Source organism: Paraburkholderia sp. CNPSo 3272, assembly GCF_024206495.1.
Taxonomy (GTDB): domain Bacteria; phylum Pseudomonadota; class Gammaproteobacteria; order Burkholderiales; family Burkholderiaceae; genus Paraburkholderia.
This window is the reverse complement of record NZ_JAMBPQ010000012.1, coordinates 139,805-165,682: the sequence shown is the minus strand read 5'-3', so window position 1 is coordinate 165,682 and position 25,878 is coordinate 139,805. Positions and strand designations below refer to the sequence as shown.

Annotated in this window: 22 protein-coding genes; 7 read left to right on the top strand and 15 right to left on the bottom strand. The window is 66.0% G+C overall.

Annotated elements, in window-relative coordinates; translation table 11 throughout:
* Window positions 1-15 precede the first annotated feature (15 nt).
* The gene (locus M3I53_RS17415; protein WP_254317131.1) at window positions 16-1,944 is read left to right on the top strand and encodes an ABC transporter ATP-binding protein/permease; all 1,929 of its coding nucleotides are present in this window, start codon (window positions 16-18) and stop codon (window positions 1,942-1,944) included.
* Between the two features lie 47 nt (window positions 1,945-1,991).
* Here M3I53_RS17415 and murU read toward each other — a convergent pair whose 3' ends face one another.
* Both murU and M3I53_RS17405 read right to left on the bottom strand, forming a co-directional pair.
* Window positions 1,992-2,702 (bottom strand): N-acetylmuramate alpha-1-phosphate uridylyltransferase MurU, encoded by a 711-nt coding sequence (gene murU / locus M3I53_RS17410; protein WP_254317155.1) that lies wholly within the window; start codon window positions 2,700-2,702, stop codon window positions 1,992-1,994.
* A gap of 62 nt (window positions 2,703-2,764) precedes the next feature.
* A complete protein-coding gene (locus M3I53_RS17405) occupies window positions 2,765-3,838 on the bottom strand; it encodes an aminoglycoside phosphotransferase family protein (protein ID WP_254317130.1) in 1,074 nt (357 codons plus the stop codon).
* A 247-nt stretch (window positions 3,839-4,085) separates the two neighbouring features.
* On the opposite strand from M3I53_RS17405, the gene M3I53_RS17400 reads away from it, so the two are divergent.
* From M3I53_RS17400 to rsmA, 4 genes are all read left to right on the top strand, one after another.
* On the top strand, window positions 4,086-6,470 hold the full coding sequence (locus M3I53_RS17400) for an LPS-assembly protein LptD (RefSeq protein ID WP_254317129.1): 2,385 nt from the start codon (window positions 4,086-4,088) through the stop codon (window positions 6,468-6,470).
* A gap of 101 nt (window positions 6,471-6,571) precedes the next feature.
* Window positions 6,572-7,939, top strand: a complete 1,368-nt coding sequence (locus tag M3I53_RS17395) for a peptidylprolyl isomerase (protein ID WP_254317128.1) — start codon at window positions 6,572-6,574, stop codon at window positions 7,937-7,939.
* Between the two features lie 21 nt (window positions 7,940-7,960).
* Complete coding sequence (pdxA, locus tag M3I53_RS17390; protein WP_254317127.1) at window positions 7,961-8,983, top strand: 4-hydroxythreonine-4-phosphate dehydrogenase PdxA; 1,023 nt, start codon at window positions 7,961-7,963, stop codon at window positions 8,981-8,983.
* Window positions 8,984-8,998: 15 nt separating this feature from the next.
* Window positions 8,999-9,826 (top strand): 16S rRNA (adenine(1518)-N(6)/adenine(1519)-N(6))-dimethyltransferase RsmA, encoded by an 828-nt coding sequence (gene rsmA / locus M3I53_RS17385; RefSeq protein ID WP_254317126.1) that lies wholly within the window; start codon window positions 8,999-9,001, stop codon window positions 9,824-9,826.
* Window positions 9,827-9,874: 48 nt separating this feature from the next.
* Here rsmA and panE read toward each other — a convergent pair whose 3' ends face one another.
* Window positions 9,875-10,825, bottom strand: a complete 951-nt coding sequence (gene panE, locus M3I53_RS17380) for a 2-dehydropantoate 2-reductase (protein WP_254317125.1) — start codon at window positions 10,823-10,825, stop codon at window positions 9,875-9,877.
* A gap of 184 nt (window positions 10,826-11,009) precedes the next feature.
* On the opposite strand from panE, the gene gloA reads away from it, so the two are divergent.
* Window positions 11,010-11,396, top strand: a complete 387-nt coding sequence (gene gloA / locus M3I53_RS17375) for a lactoylglutathione lyase (protein ID WP_254317124.1) — start codon at window positions 11,010-11,012, stop codon at window positions 11,394-11,396.
* Between the two features lie 108 nt (window positions 11,397-11,504).
* Here the strand turns inward: gloA and M3I53_RS17370 are convergent, their stop codons facing one another.
* The 12 genes from M3I53_RS17370 to M3I53_RS17315 all read right to left on the bottom strand — a co-directional run bounded on the left by M3I53_RS17370 (window position 11,505) and on the right by M3I53_RS17315 (window position 25,333).
* Window positions 11,505-12,404, bottom strand: a complete 900-nt coding sequence (locus tag M3I53_RS17370) for a M48 family metallopeptidase (RefSeq protein WP_254317123.1) — start codon at window positions 12,402-12,404, stop codon at window positions 11,505-11,507.
* Between the two features lie 169 nt (window positions 12,405-12,573).
* Complete coding sequence (locus M3I53_RS17365) at window positions 12,574-13,335, bottom strand: 1-acyl-sn-glycerol-3-phosphate acyltransferase (protein ID WP_254317122.1); 762 nt, start codon at window positions 13,333-13,335, stop codon at window positions 12,574-12,576.
* Between the two features lie 41 nt (window positions 13,336-13,376).
* Complete coding sequence (gene gmhB / locus M3I53_RS17360; RefSeq protein WP_254317121.1) at window positions 13,377-13,940, bottom strand: D-glycero-beta-D-manno-heptose 1,7-bisphosphate 7-phosphatase; 564 nt, start codon at window positions 13,938-13,940, stop codon at window positions 13,377-13,379.
* Between the two features lie 30 nt (window positions 13,941-13,970).
* Window positions 13,971-16,070, bottom strand: coding sequence for a glycine--tRNA ligase subunit beta (gene glyS / locus M3I53_RS17355; protein ID WP_254317120.1), 2,100 nt, complete (start codon window positions 16,068-16,070; stop codon window positions 13,971-13,973).
* Window positions 16,071-16,086: 16 nt separating this feature from the next.
* Window positions 16,087-17,094, bottom strand: coding sequence for a glycine--tRNA ligase subunit alpha (glyQ, locus tag M3I53_RS17350; protein ID WP_254317119.1), 1,008 nt, complete (start codon window positions 17,092-17,094; stop codon window positions 16,087-16,089).
* 248 nt (window positions 17,095-17,342) lie between these two features.
* Entirely contained in the window at window positions 17,343-19,031 is a 1,689-nt protein-coding gene (gene lnt, locus M3I53_RS17345) for an apolipoprotein N-acyltransferase (protein ID WP_254317118.1), read from the bottom strand.
* A 197-nt stretch (window positions 19,032-19,228) separates the two neighbouring features.
* Window positions 19,229-20,122 (bottom strand): HlyC/CorC family transporter, encoded by an 894-nt coding sequence (locus M3I53_RS17340; protein WP_254317117.1) that lies wholly within the window; start codon window positions 20,120-20,122, stop codon window positions 19,229-19,231.
* Between the two features lie 191 nt (window positions 20,123-20,313).
* Window positions 20,314-21,003 (bottom strand): gamma-glutamylcyclotransferase, encoded by a 690-nt coding sequence (locus tag M3I53_RS17335; RefSeq protein WP_254317116.1) that lies wholly within the window; start codon window positions 21,001-21,003, stop codon window positions 20,314-20,316.
* A 9-nt stretch (window positions 21,004-21,012) separates the two neighbouring features.
* Window positions 21,013-21,474: an rRNA maturation RNase YbeY gene (gene ybeY / locus M3I53_RS17330; RefSeq protein ID WP_069262884.1), complete on the bottom strand. Its 462-nt coding sequence runs from the start codon at window positions 21,472-21,474 to the stop codon at window positions 21,013-21,015.
* Between the two features lie 32 nt (window positions 21,475-21,506).
* A complete protein-coding gene (locus M3I53_RS17325; protein ID WP_254317115.1) occupies window positions 21,507-22,640 on the bottom strand; it encodes a PhoH family protein in 1,134 nt (377 codons plus the stop codon).
* A gap of 44 nt (window positions 22,641-22,684) precedes the next feature.
* Complete coding sequence (miaB, locus tag M3I53_RS17320) at window positions 22,685-24,058, bottom strand: tRNA (N6-isopentenyl adenosine(37)-C2)-methylthiotransferase MiaB (protein WP_254317114.1); 1,374 nt, start codon at window positions 24,056-24,058, stop codon at window positions 22,685-22,687.
* 291 nt (window positions 24,059-24,349) lie between these two features.
* Entirely contained in the window at window positions 24,350-25,333 is a 984-nt protein-coding gene (locus M3I53_RS17315; RefSeq protein ID WP_254317113.1) for a LysR family transcriptional regulator, read from the bottom strand.
* Between the two features lie 113 nt (window positions 25,334-25,446).
* Between M3I53_RS17315 and M3I53_RS17310 the strand changes: the two genes are divergently transcribed.
* The gene (locus M3I53_RS17310) at window positions 25,447-25,851 is read left to right on the top strand and encodes a VOC family protein (RefSeq protein ID WP_254317112.1); all 405 of its coding nucleotides are present in this window, start codon (window positions 25,447-25,449) and stop codon (window positions 25,849-25,851) included.
* Window positions 25,852-25,878 lie beyond the last annotated feature (27 nt).

Genomic DNA, 25,878 nt, shown 5'->3' with positions numbered 1-25,878 from the left:
CACGCCGCTCGCCCCATGCGCCGCTTTCCCGCTTCCAACGAACCCGCACTGCCCGCCACCGGGCCGCGCAACGACTGGCAGACGATCGTTTCGCTGCTGCCTTACCTCACGGCCTACAAATGGCGCGTGGCGTTCGCGCTCACCTGCCTGATCGGCGCGAAGGTAGCCAACCTTGGCGTGCCGATCGTGATGAAGCACATCGTCGACGGTCTCGCCCCGGTGCGTCATCTCACGGCGCTCGGTCGCGCGGAGCACGCGCCCGGCATCGTGCTCGCGGGCGGCATCGGACTGCTCGTGGTGGCGTACGCCGTCGTGCGTCTGTCGACGTCGCTGTTCACGGAGCTGCGCGAAATCCTCTTTTCGAAGGTGACCGAGAGCGCCGTGCGCCAGCTCGCGCTCAAGGTGTTCCGCCATCTGCATGCGCTCTCGCTGCGCTTTCACCTCGAACGGCAGACGGGCGGCATGTCGCGCGACATCGAGCGCGGCACGCGCGGCATCACGCAGCTCATTTCGTACTCGCTCTACAGCATCCTGCCGACGCTCGTGGAAGTGGGCCTCGTGCTCGGCTTCTTCGTGGTGAAGTACGAGGCGTACTACGCGATCGTCACGCTCATCGCGCTCGTGGCGTACATCGTGTTCACGGTGAAGGTGACGGAGTGGCGCACGCATTACCGCCGCACGATGAACGAGCTCGATTCGCGCGCCAACGCACGCGCAATCGATTCGCTCATCAACTACGAGACCGTGAAGTACTTCGGCAACGAAGAGTGGGAGACGAAGCGCTACGACGAGAACCTGCACCGCTACCGGCAGGCCGCGATCAAGTCGCAGCACTCGCTTTCGGCGCTCAACTTCGGACAGCAGGCGATCATCGGCACCGGGCTCGTGTTCATCCTCTGGCGCGCCACCCAGGGCGTGATGGCGGGGCGGCTCACGCTCGGCGACCTCGTGCTCATCAACACCTTCATGCTGCAGCTCTACATTCCGCTGAATTTTCTCGGCGTGGTGTATCGGGAGCTCAAACAAAGCCTCACCGACATGGACCGCATGTTCACGCTGCTCACTGTCGAGCGCGAAGTGGCCGACGTGCCCGGCGCGCAGGCGCTCGAGGTGCGCGGCGGCGAAGTGCGCTTTTCGCACGTGAACTTCGCGTATGAGCCGTCACGCCAGATTTTGTACGACCTGAGCTTCACGATTGCGGCGGGCACGACCACGGCCGTGGTGGGGCACAGCGGCTCTGGCAAGTCCACGCTCGCGAGGTTGCTGTTCCGCTTCTACGATCTTGACCGCACCGATCCTGGCAAAAGCGGCGGCGCCATTACGATCGACGGTCAGGATATCCGCGATGTCACGCAGGATTCGTTGCGCGCCTCGATCGGCATCGTGCCGCAGGACACGGTGCTGTTCAACGACTCGATCTATTACAACATCGCCTATGGCCGGCCCACGGCGAGCCGCGAGGAAGTCATTGCGGCGGCGCGCGCGGCGCACATTCACGCGTTCATCGAGAGCCTGCCCAAGGGCTACGACACGCCCGTTGGCGAGCGCGGCCTGAAGCTTTCGGGGGGAGAAAAGCAGCGCGTGGCGATCGCGCGCACGCTGCTCAAGAATCCGCCGATCCTGTTGTTCGACGAGGCGACGTCAGCGCTCGATTCGCGCTCGGAGCGCGCCATCCAGCACGAGCTCGACCAGATCGCGCGCGAGCGCACGACACTCGTGATTGCGCACCGGCTCTCGACCGTCGTGCATGCGCAGCAGATCATCGTGATGGATCACGGGCGCATCGTCGAGCGCGGCACGCATGCGCAATTGCTGCACGCGGGCGGACACTATGCGCAGATGTGGGCGCTTCAGCAGCAGAAAGCGGGTGAGGCGCCCCAGTCCCAGTCACAGTCCCAGGCACAACAGGGGCAGGTGGAGTTGCCGGCGGCGGGTGGAAACTGAAGATGCGCGCCGCGCCGGCGTTGGCACGGCGCGTCGCGTTGCCGGTTTCAGCCGTGGTGCGCGTTCGTCGAATTTCGCAGCGCGGCGTCGAGCGCTTCGAGCTGCGCGGGCGTGCCGACGTTCTCCCAAACGCCTTCGTACAGCTCGCCGCTCGCGCGTCCTTGCGCGATCGCCTCGCGATAGTACGGCGTGAGCGCGCGCTTCGTGCCGGGCGCGAGGTCACGGAACATGCGCGTGTCATAGAGGCCGATATTGCCGAACGTGTAGCGCGGCGCGCCTTCGAGCGCGAGCCGGCCGTCGGCGCCCAGCGCGAAGTCGCCCTTCGCGTGGAACGGCGGGTTTGGCACCATCACGAGATGCATGCCCGGCCGCGCTTGTGCCGCGAGTGTTTGCGCGTGCATGTTCAGGCGCGCGAAGTCGTAGGCGCTGTAGACGTCGCCGCTCACCGCGAGGAACACCTCGGGCGTGCCCATCGACTCGATGAGCGGCAGCGCCTGGGCAATGCCGCCCGCCGTTTCGAGCGCGTCGTGCTCGGGCGAATAGTGGAGCGTCACGCTAAAGCGCGCGCCGTCGCCGAGCGCGGCTTCGATCTGCGCGCCGAGCCATGCGTGATTGATGACGATGCGCGTGTAGCCCGCCGCGGCGAGCCGCTCGATCTGCCACACGACGAGCGGTTTGCCGCCCACGGCGAGGAGCGGCTTCGGGCAGGTGTCGGTGAGCGGGCGCATGCGTTCGCCGCGTCCGGCGGCGAAGATCATGGCGGTGCGGCCGTGGCCCGCCCTGGCCGGCGTGTGATTCGATTGGGTCATGACGGCCCGCTTCAGAAGGTGTAAGCGACTTCGACGGCGCTGCCCTGCAGCTCGTCGATGAGCCGTGCGAACGGCGCGAGCGGGCGGTAGCGGTGCGCGACTTTGCTCGCGTAGGCGAGAAAGCGCGGCAGGTCGGCCATGTAATGCGGTTTGGCGTCGCGATAGTTGATGCGGCAGAAGAGTCCAAGCACCTTGATGTGGCGCTGCAGGCCCATCCACTCGAGCTGGCGGTAGAACTCGCCGAAGTCGGCATCGACGGGCAGTCCCGCCTTCTTGGCGCGCTCCCAGTAGTGCGCAAAGCAGTCGAGCTCGAACTCCTCGTCCCAGCTCAGGAACGCGTCGCGCAGCAGCGAGACGACGTCGTAGGTGATCGGGCCGTACACGGCGTCCTGGAAGTCGAGCACGCCGGGGTTGGGCGTGGCGATCATCAGGTTGCGGGGCATGAAATCGCGCAGCATGAAGCTTTGCGGCTGCGCGCGGGCGCTCGCCACGAGCAGGGCGAAGGTGCGATCGAGCACGCCGCGCGTGGCTTCGTCGACCTTGCGGCCCAGATGGCGCTCCAGATACCACTCGGGCATCAGCTCCATCTCGCGGCGCATGAAGGCTTCGTCGAAATCCGGCAGCACGCCGGGCCGCGAGCTGAGCTGCCAGCGGATCAGCGCGTCGATGGCGCCGCGCATCAGCTCGCGCGAGCGCGCGCCGGGGCCGGCTTCCTGCAGCGCATTCAGGTAGGGCGCGGTGCCGAGATCGGTCACGAGCATGAAGCCCGCGTCGAAATCGGCTTCGAGCACACGCGGCACGTGGACGCCGGCCGCCTCGAGCAACTGCGCGATCTGGGCGAACTCGCGGCTTTTTTCGGGCGGCGGGGCGTCGACGGCGATCAGCGACGCGCCGTGCTCGCCCACGCTCGCAAGGCGGAAATAGCGCCGAAAGCTCGCGTCGGCCGAGGCCGGGGCGAGCGTTGCGAGGTCGAGGGCGTACTGGCCGGCGTGGCTGCCGAGCCAGGCGGCGAGCAGGTCGCGGCGATTGTCGGTCGGCGAGGCGCCAGGGGAAGTGGCGGGAGAATGCGCGGCGGAAAAGGTCATGAAAGCCAGAGGCAAAATCAGTGGATCAACGTCTTGCCATATAATACCCCACGACTTTTTTGACGCGACTCGCGCCAAAGCCCGCATGACGGTTCGCTCGCCGCATTCATCGTCGCTCCAGGGGGGCGATGAATTGTAATCAATTGTTTGCAGCCCGGCCTCGATCCGGTTCATCGGGAGGCGGGTGCCCAGGCGGGCCACCATCATGGAGAGGGCAGGCGGCCGGGCCGATTCGCCAAAACCATACATGCCGCCCAGACAGCTTTTCCAGACGATCTCCCCTAGTGACGACGGCGTGCCGGGCAAGCGGCGGCTCATCGCGGCACTCCTGGCCGTACCGGGTCTGGTGCCCGCGCTCGCGCACGCCCAGCTCTCGGGCGCGGCCGCGCAGCCCGAGCAGCTGGACGGCCCGTGGAGCCTGCGGATCGCACCGCAACTCGAAGATCACCCCAATGCGTCGGGCCAGCACCCGGCGACGTTCGTGCTCGGCGATTCGACGACCGGCACGGTGGACACCGACCTCGCCGTCAAAGGGGCCTCGGAGCTGCGCCAGGGTTCGAACGTGGTGAAGGGCGACGCCCTGCACTACGACCAGGACACCGACATGGCCAATGCCTACGGCAATGTCACGGTCGTGCAGAACGGCACGACGTTCTCGGGGCCCGAGGCGCATTTGAAGGTCGAGGCGAACGAGGGCTTCATGCCCGCGCCGAAATACCATTTCACGCTCACGGGCGGCTCGGGCAGCGCCGCGCGCGCCGACTTGCTGGACAGCGAGCGTTCGGTGCTCACGACCGGCACTTATACGGCATGCCACTGCTCGACCAATCCGGCGTGGTACATCAAGGGCAGCGAGTTCGATTTCGACACCGGCAGCGACGAAGGCGTCGCGCACAACGCCGTGTTGTTCTTTCAGGACGTGCCGATCTTCGCGAGCCCGTGGCTGTCGTTCCCGCTTTCGGGCGACCGTCGCAGCGGCCTGCTGCCGCCGACGTTCTCGATCAGTTCGACGAACGGCTACGAAATCTCGCTGCCGTATTACTTCAACATCGCGCCGAACCGCGACTTCACGTTCACGCCCGAGATCATCTCGAAGCGCGGCGTGTTCCTGCAGGGCAACTACCGGTATCTCTCGACGAATTACTCGGGCTCGATCACCGGGACCTTCCTGCCGGACGATGCGATCACGAAGACGAACCGCTACGCGCTGTTCATCCAGCACAACCAGAACTTCGGCAACGGGTTCGGCGGGTACGTCTACTACAACAAGGTCTCGGACAATACCTATCCGTCGGACCTGTCGTCTCCGGCCAACCAGTTCCTGAACGGCACGCAGACGCTGTATCAGCAGGAAGCCGGCCTCACGTACAACAGCGGACCGTGGTCCGTGCTGGGCCGCTACCAGCACTGGCAGACGGTCGAGTCGTCGACGCCGCCGTATGGCCGCGAGCCGCAGTTGAACGTGAAGTACGCGAAGTACAACGTCGGCGGCTTCGACTACGGCATGGAAGCCGACTATTCGCGCTTCCGCATCACGGAAGACAATGCGACCGAAGGCGACCGCGTCGTCTTCAATCCGTACGTGTCGTACTCCCTGGTGGGGCCGGGTTACTTCGTCACGCCGAAGGTTCAGTGGCACTTCGCGTCGTACAACCTGAGCAATATCGGCCCGGCGGGCACGACCTTCGGCTCGCCCGTCGGCACGCCGAAGAGCTTCACCGAATCGATCCCGACCTTCAGCTTCGACACGGGCCTCGTGTTCGACCGCTCGGTCCATCTGTTCGGTCAGGATTACATCCAGACGCTGGAACCGCGCCTGTACTACGTGTACACGCCGTACCGCAACCAGCAGTTCGCACCCCTTTTCGATACCGCCGAGTCGGACTTCGGCCTGGCGGAAATCTTCACGCCGAACACCTTCGTCGGCAACGACCGCATCGCCGACGCGAATCGCCTGACGGCCGCGCTCACTACGCGTTTCATCGACCCGGCTTCGGGCGACGAGCGCGCGCGCTTCGTGATCGCGCAGCAGTACTACTTCCAGGATCAGCGCGTCACGCTCAACTCGGGCGAAAGCACGAGTCAGGCGACGCATTCGGACCTGATTGCGGGCGCTGCCCTGAAAATCGGGGCCGGTTTCGCTTCGGAAACGGCGTTCCAATATAATGCCGACAGCAACCAGCTCACGAAGGCAAGCATCGGGTTCGGGTACAGCCCGGGAACGAGCCGCGTGCTGAACGTGGCGTATCGCTACACGCGCGCGAACACCACGCTCGACTACCAGCCGATCAATCAGGTGCTGATCTCGGCTCAATGGCCGTTCTCACACCGGGTGTACGCGGTGGGCCGCTTCAACTACGATCTGAACGGCCATCGGATTGTCGACGGCCTGGTCGGCATGCAGTACGACGCCGACTGCTGGGTGCTCGGGGTCGGCCTGCAGCGTTACGCGAACGGGCTCAATACGTCGGGCACGCCTAATTCGTCAACGCGGTTTCTCGCGCAGCTTACGCTCAAGGGACTGTCGAACGTCGACAACGGGCTGGTGGCGGCGTTCAGGACCGCAGTGCCGGGGTACACGCAGCTGCCGGCTCAGTCGCCGCCGGACTCGCGCTTCACTGATTATCAATAACGCGTGATCCGCGGCGCCTTGCTTGCGCGAGGCGCCTCGGGGCAACGCGGTGTCGGTTGCATAGAGACGGGCGAAGCGTGCCCGCCAACATTGGAGTATCTGTGGGAATCATGAAAAAGCTTCGCCTGGCAGCGTACGCTGCGAGTCTCTTCGCCGTCGCAGGCGTGTTGCCGGCCGCGCCGGCGCAAGCTCAGGGTCTCCCGGCCGGCAACGGCCAGACGGTCGACACGATCGCCGCAGTCGTCAATGACGGCGTGATCACGCAGCGCGAGCTCGACGGCCGCGCCGAAATGATCGCTCACCGGCTGCAGCAGCAAAACGCGCCGGTGCCGCCCGATGAGCAGTTGCGCGCGCAGGTGCTCAACCAGATGGTGCTCGAACGCATTCAGCTCCAGAAGGCCAAGGAAGACGGCATCACCGTCGACGACGCCGGCGTGCAGCGCACGCTCGAGCGCCTCGCCCAGGCCAACGGCATGGATCTCGCCACCTATCGCGCGCGCATCGAGGCGGCCGGCGTGCCCTGGACCACGTTCACGCGCGACGCACGCACGGAGCTCACGCTCTCGAAGCTGCGCGAGAAAGAAGTGGACAGCAAGGTCACGGTGTCCGACGCCGAAGTCGCGAACTACATCGCGAGCCAGCGCGGACCGAACGCTGGCCAGTCGAGCGACCTGCACTTCCAGCACATCTTCATCAAGGCGCCGCTCAACGCCTCGGAAACCGACATCGAAGCCGCGCAGGCGAAGGCCAATGCGCTGCTCAAGGAAGCCCAGTCGGGCAGCAAGTTCGAGAGCCTCGCTAAGTCGAACTCGCAGGCGAGCGACGCGGGCAAGGGCGGCGACATGGGCTTCCTGCCGCAGTCGAAGCTGCCGCCCGAATTCGTGACCGCCGCTTCCACGCTGCGTCCGGGCGAGGTGAACCCTTCGGTGATCCGCACCAACGACGGCTTCGAGATCGTGCGCCTCGTCGAGCGCCGCCAGGGCCAGGGCACGGCCGCCGACGCACCCAAGCTCGTGCAAACGCACGTGCGCCACATCCTGCTGCGCGTGGGCGACGGCATGTCCGAGCCCCAGGCACGCCAGAAGCTGCTCGAAATCCGCCAGGAAATCGCGGCGGGCGGCGACTTCGCCAAGTTCGCGCGCACCTACTCGCAGGACGGCTCGGCCTCGCAGGGCGGCGACCTCGGCTGGATCAGCCCGGGTGAAACCGTGCCGGAATTCGAGCGCGCCATGAATACGCTGCAGGACGGCCAGTTGAGCGAGCCGGTACGCACTGAGTACGGCTACCACCTGATCCAGGTGCTGGGCCGCCGCGACGCCGAAGGCTCGATTGCGCAGCAAATGGAACTCGCGCGCCAGGCCATCGGCCAGCGCAAGGCGGAGCAGGCCTACGCCGACTGGCTGCGCCAGCTGCGCGACAGCGCCTATGTCGATTACAAGATCGCGGGCATGACGCCGCCGCACAACTAAGCGTCACCAGGGGATCGAGCCATGAACGCCTCCGCATCGTCGTCGCCGGCTCCGCGGAGGGCGGGGCCGATCCGCATTGCCATCACCACGGGTGAGCCGGCCGGCGTCGGCCCCGAGCTGACCGCCGCCGCACTGGCGGGCGCCTCGGCGCACTGGCCCGACGCGCAGTTCGTCGTGCTCGGCGACAGCGCGCTGCTCGAAGCGCGCGCGCAGGCCGCGAGCGTCGATTGGTCCGCCGTGCTGGCGAACCAGCCCGTTCAGGTCGAGCATGTGGCGCTGGCTGCCCCCGCCAAGCCCGGCAGACTCGACGCCGCCAACGGCCGCTATGTGCTGGCGCTGCTCGACCGCGCCATCGACGGCGCGCTGGCCGGCGAATTCGACGCGATCGTCACCGCGCCGCTGCAAAAGAGCACCATCAACGACGCCGGCGTGCCGTTCACCGGCCACACCGAATACCTCGCTGAACGCACGCACACGCCGCGCGTGGTCATGATGCTGGCGGGCACCGGCGCGCGTCCGTTGCGCGTGGCGCTCGCCACGACGCATTTGCCGCTCAAGGACGTCTCGGCGGCGCTCACCGTCGAGGGGCTCGTTGAAACCCTCGGCATCATCGACCATGACCTGCGTCACCATTTCGGCGTGCCGCTGCCGCGCATCCTGGTGACCGGCCTCAACCCGCATGCGGGCGAGAATGGCTACCTGGGGCGCGAGGAAATCGATACGATCTCGCCGGCGCTGGCCGCCGCCGCCGCGCAAGGCATCGACGCGCGCGGCCCGTACCCCGCCGACACGCTGTTCCAGCCGCGCTACCTCAAGGACGCGGACTGCGTGCTGGCGATGTTCCACGACCAGGGCCTGCCGGTCCTGAAATACGCGACGTTCGGCGAAGGCATCAACGTCACGCTCGGCTTGCCGATCGTGCGCACCTCGGTCGATCATGGCACCGCGCTCGACCTCGCCGGCACTGGCCGCGCGGACGCCGGCAGCCTGATCGCCGCCCTCGACACCGCCGTTTCGATGGCGCGCCACCGGCGCGCCATCTGATTGATTCCAGAGAAGATGTCCAACAGCAGCAGACAGCACCAGGGCCACTTCGCGCGCAAGCGCTTCGGCCAGAACTTCCTTGTCGACACGGGCGTGATCGATTCGATCGTCGACGTCATCCGTCCACAGCGCGGCGAGCGCATGGTCGAAATCGGGCCGGGTCTCGGCGCGCTCACCGAGCCGCTCATCGAACGGGTCGCCACGCCCGAATCGCCGCTGCACGCGGTCGAGCTGGACCGCGACCTGATCGCGCGCCTCACGAAGAAGTTCGGCCCGCTGCTCGAACTCCACGCGGGCGACGCGCTCGCGTTCGACTTCGGTTCGCTTGCGGCGCCGGGTGAGAAGCCCTCGCTGCGCATCGTCGGCAACCTGCCGTACAACATTTCGAGCCCGCTGCTGTTCCACCTCACCACGTTCGCCGAGCGCGTGATCGACCAGCACTTCATGCTGCAGAACGAAGTGGTCGAGCGCATGGTGGCGGAGCCCGGCAGCAAGGCGTTCGGCCGTCTCACGGTGATGCTCCAGTACCGCTATGTGATCGACAAGCTGATCGACGTGCCGCCCGAATCGTTCCAGCCGCCGCCGAAAGTGGATTCGGCGATCGTGCGCATGATTCCCTACGCGCCGCACGAACTGCCGAAGGTCAACGACGCCGTGCTCGGCGAACTCGTGACGGCGGCGTTCTCGCAACGCCGCAAGATGCTGCGCAACACGCTCAGCGATTACCGCGAGCGCCTCGATTTCGACGCGCTGGGCTTCGATCTGGCGCGCCGCGCCGAGGAAGTGCCCGTCGAGGAGTATGTGAGTCTCGCGCAGGCGCTGGAAGGGGCTGGCGGCGCTTGATGTGCGCGTGGCGCGCCGCCGCCTTCCCGGTGCACTAAGCGTCGTCGCTCAAGCAGCCTCGGCGCGCTGCGCCTCGTAGGCCTTGAGCTGGCTGTAGACGACGCGCAGCACCGAAAGCTCATTCGACGCGTGCTGTGCCGCGCCGCCGCGCTGGATCAGGTCGCCGAGCACGTGATCGGCCTCGATGCGCGAACCGTTCTGCACGTCGCGCAGCATCGAGGCGGTGAGCGACGAACCCTTGGCGAACAGCATCGCGCGCGAACGCTCGAGGAAGCTGTCGCGCACGGCGTGGCCGTGCCCAGCTGCGATCGCGCGGCATTCGGCGAACAGGCGCTCGATGATCGCGGCGCCGTCGGACGTGGCGAGAATCGCGCCAATGGGCGCGCGGAAAAGACACGTGCTGCCCGCGAGCGACGCGAGGAACACCCACTTCTCCCACATCTCCTGAAGGATATGATCGCTCGCCTTCACGTGGAAACCGGCATTGCCGAACTGATCCGCCACGGCTTGCACACGCGGCGAGACGCCGCCGCCGAGTTCGCCGAACGTGATGGCCTGCACGTCGTTCAGATGCACGATCTCGCGCTTGTCGTTGAGCGTGGACGCGATCAGGCAGACGCCGCCCAGCACCGCCTGCGTGCCGAAGCGCGCCTGCAGGACTTCGAGATGACGCATGCCGTTGAGCAGCGGCAGGATCAACGTGTTCGGGCCGACGGCTGTGGCGAACGAATCGATGGCGTTGTCGAGGTCGTAGGCCTTGCAGCTCAGCAGGACGAGATCGAACGGCTGGCCGCCTTGCGACTCGAGCGCTTCGCGCGTCACGGTCTTGACGTCGCGCAGCGTGAGATCGCCCGCCGGACTGCGGATGACGAGGCCCGCTTCGCGCAGTTGCGCGGCGCGCGCCTCGCGTACCAGAAACGTCACGTCACGCCCCGCAGCGGCGAGCCGGCCGCCGAAATAGCCGCCCGTCGCACCCGCACCGACTACCAGAATTCGCATGTCTACCTCCTCGGTTCTCACGTTCATTGCCTGCGCGCATTGCTTACGCCTCGCTGGCGAAATTGCCGCAGCAATTTCGGGATGGCGTCCATGCTAGAGCAAATCGGCACATCTTGCCGCGCCGGCAGGACTGGCCCGTTTTTGGTACAGTCCGTTGTTTGACGACGGCAAAACGGAGTACACCATGCGCCTGCTGCACACGATGATCCGGGTCGGCGACCTCGATCGCTCGATCAAGTTCTATACCGAACTGCTCGGCATGAAACTGCTGCGCCGCGAAGACTTCCCCGATGGCAAGTTCACGCTGGCCTTCGTCGGGTACACGGACGAGCGCGACGGCACCGTGATCGAACTGACACATAACTGGGATACGGCGTCGTACGATCTTGGGACTGGCTTCGGCCATCTGGCGGTCGAGGTGGACGATGCCTATGCTGCCTGCGCGAAGATCAAGGAGCAGGGCGGAGCGGTGGTGCGCGAAGCTGGCCCGATGAAACATGGGACGACGGTGATCGCGTTCGTGACCGATCCGGACGGCTACAAGATCGAGTTTATTCAGCGCAAGAAGTAAGAACGTTGGTAGTACAGGCTGGCAATCCAGCCTGTTTCTTCGGTGAATTGCTTCGAACTGCGAATGAATTAAAATCCAGCTGAAATTCGCGAACTTGCAACGGGGATATCACATCCCCGGCACCATCTCGGGCGGATGCTGCTTAAGCTGCTTCCTCGCCTCGCGAAACTCCGGAAAAATCGACTCGACCGTCTGCCAGAACCTTGGACTATGGTTCATCTCGCGCAAATGCGCGAGCTCATGCGCGACCACGTAGTCCACAACGGAGAGCGGAAAATGAATCAGCCGCCAGTTCAGGCGAATTCTCCCTTCGCTTGAACAGCTCCCCCACCGGGTCGCTGCCGAAGAAAGCGCGTAAGACCGGAACGAGACCCCGAGCTTCTCGGCATACGCCTCGAGCCGCTCACCGAAAACCCGCGTCGCTTCGCCCTGCAGCCAACCAGTCACGCGGTCCTTGATCTGCTGCGCGTCGGCATGCGGCGGCAGCGGCAACGCAAGCACGCGCGTCTGCTGATCGAACGCGAGCAAGGAAGCGCCCAGCTTCACCGTAATCGGCTTGCCAAGATATGGCAGCTCGGCCCCGTCGCTCCATTCCACGCGCGGCAAGGCGCGCTGCTCCGTGCGCGTCTGCCATTCGGCGAGCTTGGCGAAAATCCACCGCTGCTTCTCGGCGATCGCGGTCTCGATATCGGCGATCGTGACCCACCTGGGGGCCGTGATGCTGAGCCCCGTACCGTCGATCACGAACCCGATCGATTTGCGCGACGAGCGCTTGAGCCGGTAATGCAGCGTGCGCGCGCCGAGCACGACAGTACGCAGCCGGGTGCCATCGGGCGCAAGCGGTGCCTTGCCGGGCTTTTCGGGCGAGTGCGGAGTCGCAGGCTGCGGTGTGAGAGAGGGGGAGGACGCATCGGGCGCCACAACAGGCGCCGGTTCAGCAAAGAGCGGCAAGTCGAGTTGCCGGTTGTCGAGTGCCGCGTTTGGGCGCGGGGCGGGGGACTTCTGCATCGTCGGGCCTGGTGCGGATGGGCGTGCGCGGCGTGGGCGTGTGCCGTTCGCGGGGCGTTTGCGCGGGGCTTCTGGCGCAGTGCTGCGCGGTGCGCTCAGCCGTGCGGCGAGTAGCGTCCACATCCGCGCCACAACGCTTCGCGCGATGCGAGCCAGCACCCTCTGCGCCTCAAATCCGTGCCGGTTTCGCCGCTGCGCCATCCGTTTCGCGATACGCCTCAGGATCGATTCGCCGCATTTCCGTTTCGATCCACGTTTCCACGCGCGTGTTCACTTCGTCGGGCGTGAGTCCGGTCGTCTCGATCGGCTTGCCGATCGACACCGTGACTATACCCGGATATTTGATGAACGAGTTTCGGGGCCAGACGTGACCGGCGTTGTGCGCGATCGGCACCACGGGCGCGCCCGTTTCAATGGCGAAGCGCGGGCCGCCGGTCTTGTACTTGCCCTGCTTGCCCACCGGTATGCGCGTGCCTTCGGGGAACATGATCACCCATGCGCCTTCGGCCATGCGCTGCTTGCCCTGGCGTATCACCGAGGTGAACGCGTTCTTGCCTTCCTTGCGGTTGATATGAACCATCTTCAGCATGCCCAGCGCCCAGCCGAAGAACGGCACGAACAGCAGCTCGCGCTTGAACACGTAGCACATCGGCCGCGGCATGAGCGCGGGGAACGCCAGCGTCTCCCATGCGGACTGGTGCTTCGAGAGCAGCACGGCCGGCCCGTTGGGCAGGTTCTCCATGCCCTCGATGCGGTAGCGAATGCCACAGAGGTGGCGCGCAACGAACAGCGTGGAGCGGCACCAGCCCACGGCCATCCAGTAGCGCCGCGTCGCGTTCAAGAACGGGAACGCGATAAAGCACGCCGTGGCGTACGGCATCGTGTAGACGATGAAATAGATGAACAGCAGCAGGGAGCGAAGAAAGCGCATCGGTCTAGCCGGTTGAGTGTTCGCGTGAACCGCCTGCGCCTTCACGCAGGGGCGTTCGCCAGAAAGTCGAGCGCGAAAGCGCGCAGGTCGTCGTGGATCAACGTGCCTTCGGGCAAGCCGCCGGCGGCGAGCGTTTTCTCGCCCTTGCCCGAACGCACGAGGTGCGTGCGAAAGCCGAGTACCGCGCCTGCCTGCAGGTCACGCAGCGAGTCGCCTACCACCGGGGTATGGGCCGGTTCGATCTCGAAGCGCTCCGCGATCATCTTGAGCATGCCGGGCTGCGGCTTGCGGCACTCGCAATGGTCCTGCGCCGTGTGCGGGCAGAAGAACACGGCGTCGATGCGGCCGCCCACGGCTGCCGCCTGGCGATGCATCTTCGCGTGCATGGCGTTGAGCGCGGCCATGTCGAACAGTCCGCGCCCGATGCCCGACTGGTTCGACGCCACCGCGACGCGATAGCCCGCCTGGTTCAGGCGCGCGATCGCTTCGAGGCTGCCAGGTATCGCGACCCATTCGTCCGGCGACTTGATGAACGCGTCGGAGTCGACGTTGATCACGCCGTCGCGGTCGAGGATCACGAGTTTTCTGGTGGTGCTGGTCGGCATGGCGTCTCGCTCGTTTCCGCTTGTTTGCGCTTATGCAGCCAGCCGCGAGATGTCCGCGACGCTGTTCATCTGGCGATGCAGCGCCTTGAGCAACGCCAGGCGGTTCGCACGCAGCGCCGGGTCTTCGGCGTTGACCATCACGTCGTTGAAGAACGTGTCCACGGTTTCGCGCAGCGCCGCGAGCGCGGTGAGCGCGCCCGTGTACTCGCGTGCGGCGAGTTGCGTTTCCACGCGCGGCGCGACCTGTTCGAGCTGTGCGTAGAGCGCCTTCTCGGCGGCTTCGACGAAAAGTGCGATCTGCACGCCGGCATCTTCCGCACCCTCGGACTTCTTGAGGATGTTCGAGATACGCTTGTTGGCCGCCGCGAGTGAGGCCGCTTCCGCGAGCGCTGCGAATTCGCGCACCGCGTCCAGACGCGAGACGATGTCGTCGAAGCGCGTGGGGTTCAGTGCCAGCACCGCATCCACCTCGGTGGCCGCAAAGCCGCGTTCGCGCAGCATGCCGCGCAGACGGTCCATGCAGAACTCGTAGATGGCCTGGGTCGATTCCGTCACGGCCTCGATGCCGGCAAATTGCGCGGAGGCCGCGCGCAGCAGCTCGACGAGGTCGAGCGGCAGTTGCTTCTCGACGAGAATGCGCAGCACGCCCAGCGCGTGACGGCGCAGCGCGAACGGATCCTTTTCGCCCGTGGGCGCGAGGCCGATGCCCCAGATCCCGACGAGCGTTTCCAGCTTGTCCGCGAGCGCGACGATCGTGCCCGTCGTGGTGGCGGGCAGGGCGTCGCCGGAGAAGCGCGGCTGGTAGTGCTCGGAGCACGCAATCGCCACTTCTTCGGGCTCGCCGTCGTGGCGCGCGTAGTAGGTGCCCATCGTGCCTTGCAGCTCGGGGAACTCGCCCACCATGTCGGTCAGGAGGTCGGCCTTCGCGAGGCGCGCGCCGCGTTCCGCGAGCGCGATATCGGCGCTGCACATCAGGGCGATCCTGCCGGCGAGCGCTTCGAGGCGCTCCACGCGCTGCAGCTGCGAGCCGAGCTTGTTGTGATACACCACGTTCGCGAGCAGCGGTACGCGGTCGGCCAGCGGCTTCTTCTTGTCCTGCTCGAAGAAGAACTTCGCGTCGGCCAGACGCGGGCGCACCACGCGCTCGTTGCCCTCGACGATCTCTTCGGGCGTTTGCGTCGCGATGTTCGAGACGATCAGGAAGCGCGAGCGCAGGCGCCCCTGGTCGTCGGTGAGCGCGAAGTACTTCTGGTTCGTCTGCATCGTGAGGATCAAGCATTCCTGCGGCACTTGCAGGAATTCGTCTTCGAACTTGCATGCGTAGACGACCGGCCATTCGACGAGCGAATTCACTTCGTCGAGCAGCGACTCGGGCATCACGACCTTGTCGCTGCCGGCCTGTTCGATCAGTTGCGCGCGGATCGACTCGCGGCGGTCGGCGTAGCTCGCGATCACGAAGCCCTTGTGCTGGAGCGTGTGCGCGTACTCGTCGGCGTGCTGGATGGCGATCAGGCCTTCCGAGAGGAAGCGGTGGCCGCGCGTGGTGTCGTCGGCATCGACGCCGAACGCCGTGACCGGCACGATCTGGTCGCCGTGCAGCACCGTGAGGCGATGCACCGGACGCACGAACTGCACGTTGCTGCCATCCGGGCGCTGGTAGGTCATGACCTTCGGGATCGGCAGCTTGCCGAGCGCTTCGTCGAGCACGGCCTGAAGCCCGTCGGCGAGCATGGCGCCCGGCGCCGAGTAGCGCAGGAAGAACGCCTCGTTCTTGCCGTCGCTCGCGCGTTCGAGGTCGCTCACGGGAAAATCGGGGAAGCCGAGCGCCGCGAGCTTCTTCGCGAGCGGCGCGGTGGGCTGGCCGTTGGCGTCGAGCGCGACCGAAACGGGCAGCACTTTTTCGCGCACCTGCTTTTCGGGCGCGACGCTGCGCACGTTCCTGATCGTGACGGCGAGGCGGCGCGGCGTCGCATAACGTTCGAACGAGAGGTCGCCTTCGATCAGGTCGCGCGCGGCGAGGCGCTGCGCAATGCCTTCGGCGAACGCGTCGCCCAGGCGCGCGAGGGCCTTCGGCGGCAGTTCCTCGGTCAGCAGTTCGACGAGGAGAGTGGCGTGATGAGCTTGCGTCATTGTTCTTGAGATCCGGTCATGCCTCGTCGAACTTGCGTTCGACCTTCAGCGGCGGCGCCCAGGCGGGCATCGCGGCGTCCTGTTCGTCGGTGGTGAGGCCCGGCACGCCGTGCACGGGGTTGCCGAGCATCGGGAAGCCGAGCTTTTCGCGCGACTCGTAGTACGACTGCGCCACGCTGCGCGAAAGCGCGCGAATGCGGCCGATGTACGCTGCGCGCTCCGTCACGGAGATCGCGCCGCGCGCGTCGAGCAGGTTGAACGTGTGGCCGGCCTTGAGCACGAGTTCATAGGCGGGCAGCGCGAGCTGCAGATCGATCATGCGCTTCGCTTCGGCTTCGTACGCGTTGAAGAACGTGAACAGCAGGTCGACGTTCGCGTGCTCGAAGTTGTAGGTCGATTGCTCGACTTCGTTCTGGTGGTAGACGTCGCCATAGGTGAGGCGGCGCATTTCCGGGCCGTTCGGGCCCGGCTCTTCCCACTCGGTCCAGACGAGGTCGTAGACGTTCTCGACCTTCTGCAGATACATGGCGAGACGCTCGAGACCGTAGGTGATTTCGCCGAGCACCGGCTTGCAGTCGATGCCGCCCACCTGCTGGAAGTAGGTGAACTGCGTGACTTCCATGCCGTTGAGCCACACTTCCCAGCCGAGGCCCCAGGCGCCGAGCGTGGGGTTCTCCCAGTCGTCTTCGACGAAGCGCACGTCGTTCTGCTTCAGGTCGAAGCCGAGCGCCTCGAGCGAGCCGAGGTACAGGTCGAGAATGTTCTCCGGCGCGGGCTTGAGCACCACCTGGTACTGGTAGTAGTGCTGCAGACGGTTCGGGTTCTCGCCGTAGCGGCCGTCCTTCGGGCGGCGCGAGGGCTGCACGTAGGCCGCGCGCCACGGCTCGGGGCCGATTGCGCGCAGGAAGGTGTGGACGTGCGAGGTGCCGGCGCCGACTTCCATGTCGATCGGCTGGAGCAGTGCGCAGCCCTGCTTGTCCCAGTAAGACTGGAGCGTCAGGATGATTTGCTGAAACGTGAGCATGTGTGCCTGCAGTGTCTTTCGGGCTTTCGGGGGCGGAATGCGGCGGCCGGAGCCAGGCGAGCGCGCCGGCGGGGCGGCGATGCTCCGCCTTGCCCCTTCCCCTTGCGTGGCCCGGGCCGAGGCGGCCAGGTGCTAAAACGTTGAATTTTACCGGATTGCCGGAGCCTTGAGACCTTGATGGGGTTCGGGCGGCCGGCAGCGGTGCGGTTGCGTCGTCAGCGCGAGGTTTCGTGTGCTTTGCGCGCGGCTTATGTTCCGTTGGCCGGCTTGCGCGCTTTCGCGCCCTTGAAGGCCGGTCCGAACGCAAAGCCGAGCGCCAGCAGCAGCAACGACATGGCGATCACCGTGTTGTTGCCGCTCGTCACGTAGGGCGTGAAGCCGCTCGTGCCTTCCACCTTTACGTCGAGCGAGCCCACCGTGAACGTGGGCAGGCGCGCGATCACGCGGCCTTTCGCGTCGATGGCGGCCGTGGCGCCCGTGTTGGTCGCGCGCAGCATCGGGCGGCCGGTTTCGAGCGAACGCATGCGCGCAATCTGCAGGTGCTGGTCGAGCGCGATGGTGTCGCCGAACCACGCCAGGTTCGTCGAGTTGATGAGGATGCCCGGCGAGGTCGGGCTCTCGCGCACGGTGCGCGCGATCTCCTCGCCAAAGATGTCCTCGTAGCAGATGTTCACCGCCACGAGCTCACCGTGCACGCGCAAGGGCGGCTGCACGGGCGCCCCGCGCGCGAAGTCGCCGAGCGGGATGTTCATGAGATTGACGAACCAGCGGAAGCCCCAGGGCACGAATTCGCCGAAGGGCACGAGGTGATGCTTGTCATAGCGATAGAGGCCGTTCTGGCCCGGCGTGATGCCGAAGAGGCTGTTGGTGTAGTCGATCACGCGGCCATCGGACGTGATCGTGCCGCCCACTGCGCCGAACAGGATGGCCGTATTGGTGCCGTCGGCGAAGGCGCGGACATCGCGGCCGAACTTCTGGGGAATTTCCTGCACGAGCACCGGCACCGCGGTTTCGGGGGTGACGACGAGATCGGCGGGCTTTTCTGTGATCAGCTTCTGGAATTCGTTGAGGGCGTCGATCATGCCCTGCTCGGAGAACTTCATGTCCTGCTTGACGTTGCCTTGCAGCAGCCTTACGTTGAGCGGCGTGCCGGAGGGTTGCGTCCACGAGACTAGCGAAAGCAGCAGGCCGGCGGCGATCACGGCGAGAGCAAGCAGCGCCGGCGTCGCCACTGCGCCGCGCCGGGGCGACGCGACGCGCCCCTTCACGTCGCTTGCACGCAAAACCGCTTGCGCGATGAGCGCCGCGACGAGCGCGAGCACCCAGCCCACGCCATAGACGCCCACGATCGGCGCAAAACCGGCGAGCGGACCGTCCACTTGCGCGTAGCCGCTCGAAAGCCAGGGAAAGCCGGTGAACACGTAGCCGCGCGCCCATTCGCCGAGCGCCCACGCACTCGCGAATGCGAAGGCGCCGTGCCACGTGGGCGAGAACGGCAACTCGCCGCTGCGTCCATTCTTCGCGTGTCCCGCGCAAAACGACCAGATGAGCGCGGCGAGCGCCGGATACAGACCGAGATAAAGCGAGAACAGCACGAGCGCGGCGCCCGCGAGTACCGCGGGCATGCCGCCGTAGAAGTGCATGCTCACGTAGAGCCACCACACGCCGCTCACGAAGTTGCCGAAGCCGAACGCCCAGCCCGTGAAGAGCGCGCTCTTCCAGCCGGTGGTGCGCGTGAGCCAGAAGTAGAACAGCGCAAAGATCGCAATGGCGAGCCAGCCGCCGTGCGGCGTGGGCGCGAACGACAGCGTGTTGAGCGCGCCCAGCGCGGCGGCGGCGAGATAGTGCCAGAAGGGCAGCGCGCGGCGCGCGGCGCCGTTGGTGGTTTCGCTCGCGCGCGTCTCGGTGTGCGTGCGGGTATCGATCGGTTCGGCCATGCGGTGCGTGGAATGCGATGGAAAGCGCGCTGAAAAGCGCGAGCGCGGACTGCGCGACGAGCGCAACGATAGCACTTTCGTGCGACGGTACCGGGATGGTCTCCAGGGGACGGATCGAAGCTCCGCCGTGCTCCCACGCAAAAACGCCAGCCGGAAGGCTGGCGTCGTCTGCGCAGAGGCGGAGCGCTCTTACTGCGTCAGGTGCCCGGCGGCTGCAACGCGGCTTCGCGCTGGCCGGCCATCGGGTCGCGCCGTACCAGCAGCATGTGAACCTGGCGCGCGTCGGCGCGCAGCACCTCGAAGATCAGGTCGTCGATGCGCACCTTCTCCCCGCGATGCGGCACGTGCCCGAAATGATTCGTGACGAAGCCGCCGATCGTATCGACTTCTTCATCGGAGTAATGGGTACCGAACGCCTCGTTGAACTGCTCGATTTCGGTGAGCGCGCGCACGCGGAACCGCCCGTCGGGCGAGGCGATGATGTTGCCGCTTTCCTCGTCGAAGTCGTACTCGTCCTCGATGTCGCCCACGATCTGCTCCAGCACGTCCTCGATCGTGATGAGGCCGGCCACGCCGCCGTATTCGTCCACGACAATGGCGATGTGATTGCGGTTCTGGCGAAAGTCGTGCAGCAGCACGTTCAGGCGCTTGGACTCGGGGATGAACACGGCCGGGCGCAGCATGCCGCGCACGTCGAATTCCTCCTCGGCGTAGTAGCGCAGCAGATCTTTGGCGAGCAGCACGCCGATCACGTTGTCGCGGTTGCCGTCGTACACGGGGTAGCGCGAGTGCGCTTTCTCCAGCACGTACGGAATGAATTCGTCAGGACTTTCGGCGATGTTGATCGCGTCCATCTGGGCGCGCGGGATCATGATGTCGCGCGCGCAAAGCTCGGACACCTGGAACACGCCTTCGATCATCGAAAGCGAATCGGCGTCGATCAGGTTGCGCGCGTGCGCGTCCTGGAGGATTTCGAGAAGCTCGCTGCGCGAGTCGGGCTCGGGCGAGATGAAGTCGGTCAGCCGCTCGAGTAGGGAGCGCTTTTCCTGCGGTTTGTCGGTCTGGCGTCGACTGGGATAAGAGTCGTTCATGATGGTGCGCCCTTTGCCGCTGGGGGCAGGGCGCGCTGTTGCGGAGGGTTAAGGATACAACATGCCTGTGGCGCGACCGTGTAATGCCACACATTGGACACACACCGGCAGATCCATCCTAACGCAGATGCGGCGTGGCCGCCCGGCGGACGAAAAAGCGGCGCGCAGTGACGTCACCCGTTACGCCGACCTCAGGCGCAGCGCGCAAGCAGCCGCTCGAGCGCGCGGTCGCGCATGCCGCTCTCGCGCAGCGCGTCGACGGTGCGGCGCACGTAGTCGAGCGTCGTGCCGTAGCGGCCAGACGCGCAGCCGAACACGGTGCGCACCGTGGCTTCGGAAAGTTTGCCGGTGTAAGACGCCACATCGCGGCGCATGACGAATGCGAGCGCGTCGACGCGGCGGCCGTCCGCGAGCACGCAGGGCAGCCAGGCGGGGCGGTATGAGCCCATCGGCATCTCGCGGCGCCAGAGCGCTTCGAGGTGCGGCATCACGCCTTCTGCCGCAAGGCGGAACGCGACGCCCGCGCACGAGCCGCCGCGGTCGAGCGCGAGCACGAGGCCGGGCTGCTCGGGCGTGCCGCGGTTCACGCGCGACCACAGGTACAGCCCGCGATGGTAGCCGTGCACGCGCGAACGCACGTTCTCGACGGTGGGCAGTCCTGGGTTCCAGATCAGCGAGCCATAGCCGAACAGCCACATGTCGCTCGCGCCGTCCCAGCCTCGCGCTTTCAGCGTGCAGGCGAGCGAGGCGGCCAACTCGTCCTCGCTCAGGAGCCGCGACTCGCCGAGCACCGGCGGGTAGCCGGGGCAGGGCACGCTCGCATCGCCCGCCTCGGGCAGTGCTGAGGGTTCGGCGAAATCGGGCGTGCGTTTGTCGTTCATGGCGGGGGCTTACTTGTACGGATCGGGAAAGCCTAGCGAGTTGAGCACCTCGGTCTCGATGCCTTCCATTTCTTCGGCTTCGGTCTCGTCTTCATGATCGTAGCCCTGCGCGTGCAGCGCGCCGTGCACGAGCAGATGCGCGTAGTGCGCGGCGAGCGGCTTGCCCTGCTCGGCGGCTTCCTTTTCCACCACGGGGCAGCACAGGACCAGATCGCCCGTGACCGGGTCGTCCTCGCTCTGCGCATAGGCGAAGGTGAGCACGTTGGTCGCGTAGTCCTTGCCGCGATACGTGCGGTTCAGCGTGCGGCCTTCCTCGGCGTCGACGAAGCGCACGGCCAGTTCCGCGTCCGCGAACAGCGCGGCCTTGAGCCACGCCGCCACGGTGGCGCGGGGCAGCGCTGCCTTGTGCTCGGGGAACGCCTTCGCGGCGGGGAACTGCACAGTCAGTTTGAGTTTCGGTGCGCGGGGCATGGGGCTAAAGCTATGCGACGAAGGCGGCGGCATTAGCGCGCGTCGCCAACGCCTTCGTCCTTTTTCGAGTGCGCGTCATACGCCTCGACGATACGCGCGACGAGCGGATGGCGCACGACGTCGGCGCTCGTGAAGTGCGTGACGGCGATGCCGCGCACGTCCTTGAGCACATGCTGCGCTTCGATCAGGCCGCTCTTGTGGCCGCGCGGCAAGTCGATCTGCGTGGTGTCGCCGGTCACGACCGCCTTCGAGCCGAAGCCGATACGCGTGAGGAACATCTTCATCTGCTCGGGCGTGGTGTTCTGCGCCTCGTCGAGAATGATGAACGCGTGATTGAGTGTGCGCCCGCGCATGTAGGCGAGCGGCGCGATTTCGATCATCTGGCGCTCGAACATTTTCGCGGTCTTGTCGAAGCCGAGCAGATCATAAAGCGCGTCGTACAGCGGACGCAGGTACGGATCGACCTTCTGCGACAGATCGCCGGGCAGGAAGCCAAGACGCTCGCCCGCTTCCACGGCCGGACGCGTGAGCACGATGCGCTTGACCTGGTCGCGCTCGAGCGCGTCCACGGCGCAGGCCACGGCGAGATAGGTCTTGCCGGTGCCCGCGGGCCCGATGCCGAACGTCACGTCGTGCGAAATGATCTGCTTTAGATACTCGCGCTGCGCAGGCGTGCGGCCGCGCAGGTCGGCACGGCGCGTGTAGAGCTTCGGGCCCAGCTCCTCGACATCGACGCCTTCGCCCGCGGGCTCGTCGAACGGATGATCGGGGTCGCCGCGAAAGCGCGGGTCGATCTCGGCGGCGTCGTTGCCGCCGCTGTTGCCGCCGTTCACATTGCCGCGCACGCCGCCGTTGCCGTTGCCGCGCGGATCGTTCGCCGAGTTGCTGCCGAAGTTCGCAGGGTGCCGGGCCTCGACGAGCGCGAGCTGAATGTCGTCGACGGAGAGCGGATCGCGCGCCTGGTTGTAGAAGTTTTCGAGCGCCGCAAGTGCCAGCTTGGCGCCACGCCCGCGGATGGTGATGCGATGGCCGCGCCGCGCGAGCGTCACGTCGAGCGCTTGCTCGATCTGGCGCAGGTTTTCGTCGAGCGGGCCGCAGAGGTTGGCGAGCCGCGCGTTGTCGTCGCGCGGCGCGGTGAATTCCAGATGCTGCTGATTGGGCTTCAAGGTGTCTCTGAACTCCTGAATTCCTGGGACGTGGGACGCGCCGATTAATGCGCGAGCGTCGAAGCGTCTTCGTGCGCGAGCACGAGTTCGCCGCGCAGCGAGTGCGGGTACGCGTGGTTGATCTTCACGTCGATCATCTGGCCGATCAGGCGAGCGTGCGAAGCGAGCGGCGCCGGGAAGTTCACCACACGGTTGTTCTGCGTGCGGCCCGAGAGTTCGCTCGGATCCTTGCGCGAAGGGCCTTCCACGAGAATGCGCTCGACTTGGCCGACCATCGACTGGCTGATGCGCGCCACGTTCTCTTCGATCGTGGCCTGCAGGTGCTGCAGGCGCTTGAGCTTCACCTCGCGCGGCGTGTCGTCTTCGAGATTCGCGGCGGGCGTGCCCGGGCGAGGGCTGTAGATGAACGAGAAACTCGTGTCGTAGCTCATCTCTTCGACGAGCGCCATCATCTTCTGGAAGTCCTCCTCGGTCTCGCCGGGGAAGCCGACGATGAAGTCCGTGGAGAGCGACAGGTCCGGGCGGATCGCGCGCAGCTTGCGAATGATCGACTTGTACTCGAGCACGGTGTAGCCGCGCTTCATCGCCATGAGCACGCGGTCCGAGCCGTGCTGAACCGGCAGATGCAGATGGCTCACGAGCTTGGGCACCTTCGCGTAGGTGTCGACCAGGCGCTGCGTGAATTCCTTCGGGTGCGAAGTCGTGTAGCGGATGCGCTCGATGCCGGGGATTTCGGCGACGTATTCGATCAACGTGGCGAAGTCGGCGACGTCGTGCGCGCCGGCCGTCAATGCGCCACGATAGGCGTTGACGTTCTGGCCGAGCAGCGTGACTTCACGCACGCCCTGGTCGGCAAGGCCCGCGATTTCGGTGAGCACGTCGTCGAGCGGACGCGAGACTTCCTCGCCGCGCGTGTAGGGCACGACGCAGTAGCTGCAGTATTTCGAGCAGCCTTCCATGATCGAGACGAACGCGCTCGGGCCTTCCACGCGCGCGGGCGGCAGATGGTCGAACTTCTCGATTTCGGGGAAGGAGATGTCCACCTGCGCGCGGCCCGAGGCGCGGCGCGCGTCGATCATCTGCGGCAGGCGGTGCAGCGTTTGCGGGCCGAACACGAGGTCCACGTACGGCGCGCGCGCGACGATCGCCGCGCCTTCCTGGCTCGCCACACAGCCGCCTACGCCGATCAGCAGGTTCGGGTTCGCTTCCTTCAACTCGCGCACGCGGCCGAGGTCGGAGAAGACCTTCTCCTGCGCCTTTTCGCGCACCGAGCAGGTGTTGAAGAGAATGAAGTCCGCGTCTTCGGGGGTGTCTGTCTTCACGAGACCTTCGGCGGCGCCGAGTACGTCGACCATCTTGTCGGAGTCGTACTCGTTCATCTGGCAGCCAAAGGTCTTTACATAAACTTTCTTGGTCATCGGGTTTCGCCGTTCGCAGTGGTTGACCTGGGGGCGTCGTCCGCTTGATGCGCGCGCGTGATGCACGGTCTGCACGTCAGGACTACGGTGTTTTATGGGGGCCGAATCGGGATGCGGGGAGACCGGCTATCAGACCGGCGATGGCATCCTGTTTCTGGCGATGCGTTGGGGACGTTCCGCGTTGCTTTTCACTTCTTTTTCGCTTTTTGCCGGTGCTGCCGCATTGGCCAATATTCGCCAATGTTTGCCAATGCGTATGCGGCCGCGGATCGCTTTCTGCGCAATCCGACATTATATCCGTTTGCGTCTGCGGCTTTGCGTCGCTTCGGCCGTCTCCGCGCAGGGGACGAGCGCCTCCAGTTCGCCCGAAGTCTGTGCGAAACGCTCGGTGAGGAAATCGAGCAGCGCCCGCACGCGCGGCGCCAGAAAGCGGTTGCGGTGGTAAAGCGCGTGCAGCGGCGCGTCGGGGTAGCGCCACTCGGACATCACGGTCTTGAGCCGCCCGGCGCGCAGATCGTCCGCGACATCCCAGATCGACTTCACCGCGAGGCCGTAGCCGCACAGCGCCCACTGGCGCGCGACTTCGCCATCCGTGGATTCGAGCGCGCCGTCGAGCGGCACGGTGTAGGTCTGCGTTTCGGCCTGCGATCCGTTGCCGCGCGTGAAGCGCCATTCGTTCACCGGCCCCGCCGCCGAGCCGATCACGATGCAGTCGAAAAGAGCCAGATCGTTCGGCTCCCGCGGCTCGCCGCAGCGCGCGAGGTACTCGGGCGAGGCGCACAGCACACGGCGGTTCGGCGCGAGCCAGCGCGCCACGAGTGAGCTGTCCTGCGGCGTGCCGAAACGGATCGCGAGATCGATGTCCTCAAGCACGAGATTCGAGAGCGAGTCGGTCAGCATCAGCGCGAAACGCACGTCGGGATAGATGGCGCGGAATTCGTCGAGCCAGGTCATCAGCAGATTGCGGCCGAAATCGGAGGTCGCCGAAATGCGCACCTTGCCGCGCACCGCGTTCTGGCCCTCCTGCAAGGCCGCCTTGGCGTCGTCGAGCGAGCGCAGCGCGTGCTCGCTGCAGGTGAGATAGAGGCGGCCTTCGTCGGTGAGGCGCAGCTGGCGGGTGGTGCGGTCGAATAGACGCGCACGCAGTTCCGCTTCGAGCCGCGCGAGCCGGGCGCTGGCCGCCGCGGGCGTGAGGCCGAGCTTGCGGCCCGCGGCGGAAAGGCTGCCGAGGCGTGCCGCCTCCACGAACAGGCGCACGTCACCGAGGTTGTCCATCGCGATTATTAGAAATCAATTGAAAATGATTCAAATGCTACGCCAATTATCAAATTCGAGCGTAGCCACGACAATGCGCGTGTTTTCAGGACAACCTTTTCGGCCCGCACGCCATGCAACTCGATCACGTCACCCTCGTCACGCCCGATCTCGAAGGCGCATGCCGCTTCTTTTGCGACATCGTCGGCCTCGAAGACGGCCCGCGTCCGCCGTTTCGCGTGGACGGCCACTGGCTCTACGCGAACGGCCGCCCGGTCATCCATCTGGTCGAGGCGACCGAGTCCGCGCGGTTGGCAGGCGGAGCGCCTGCGCCCGTGGCGCCGCGCATCGACCACGTGGCGTTTCGCGTGGCCCCCGGTATTGAATGGCGCGCACTCGTCGAACGGCTGGCCGCGCATCGCGTGCCGTACCAGCTGGCAGAGGTGCCTGCGAGCGAGGAAGTGCAGTTGTTCGTTGCGCTCGCGCCGGGTGTCGTCGTCGAGTTCGTGACGTCGCTGGCGGCTGGCGCGGCGGCTTGATGGCCGCTGGATGCCACTGAAGCCCAT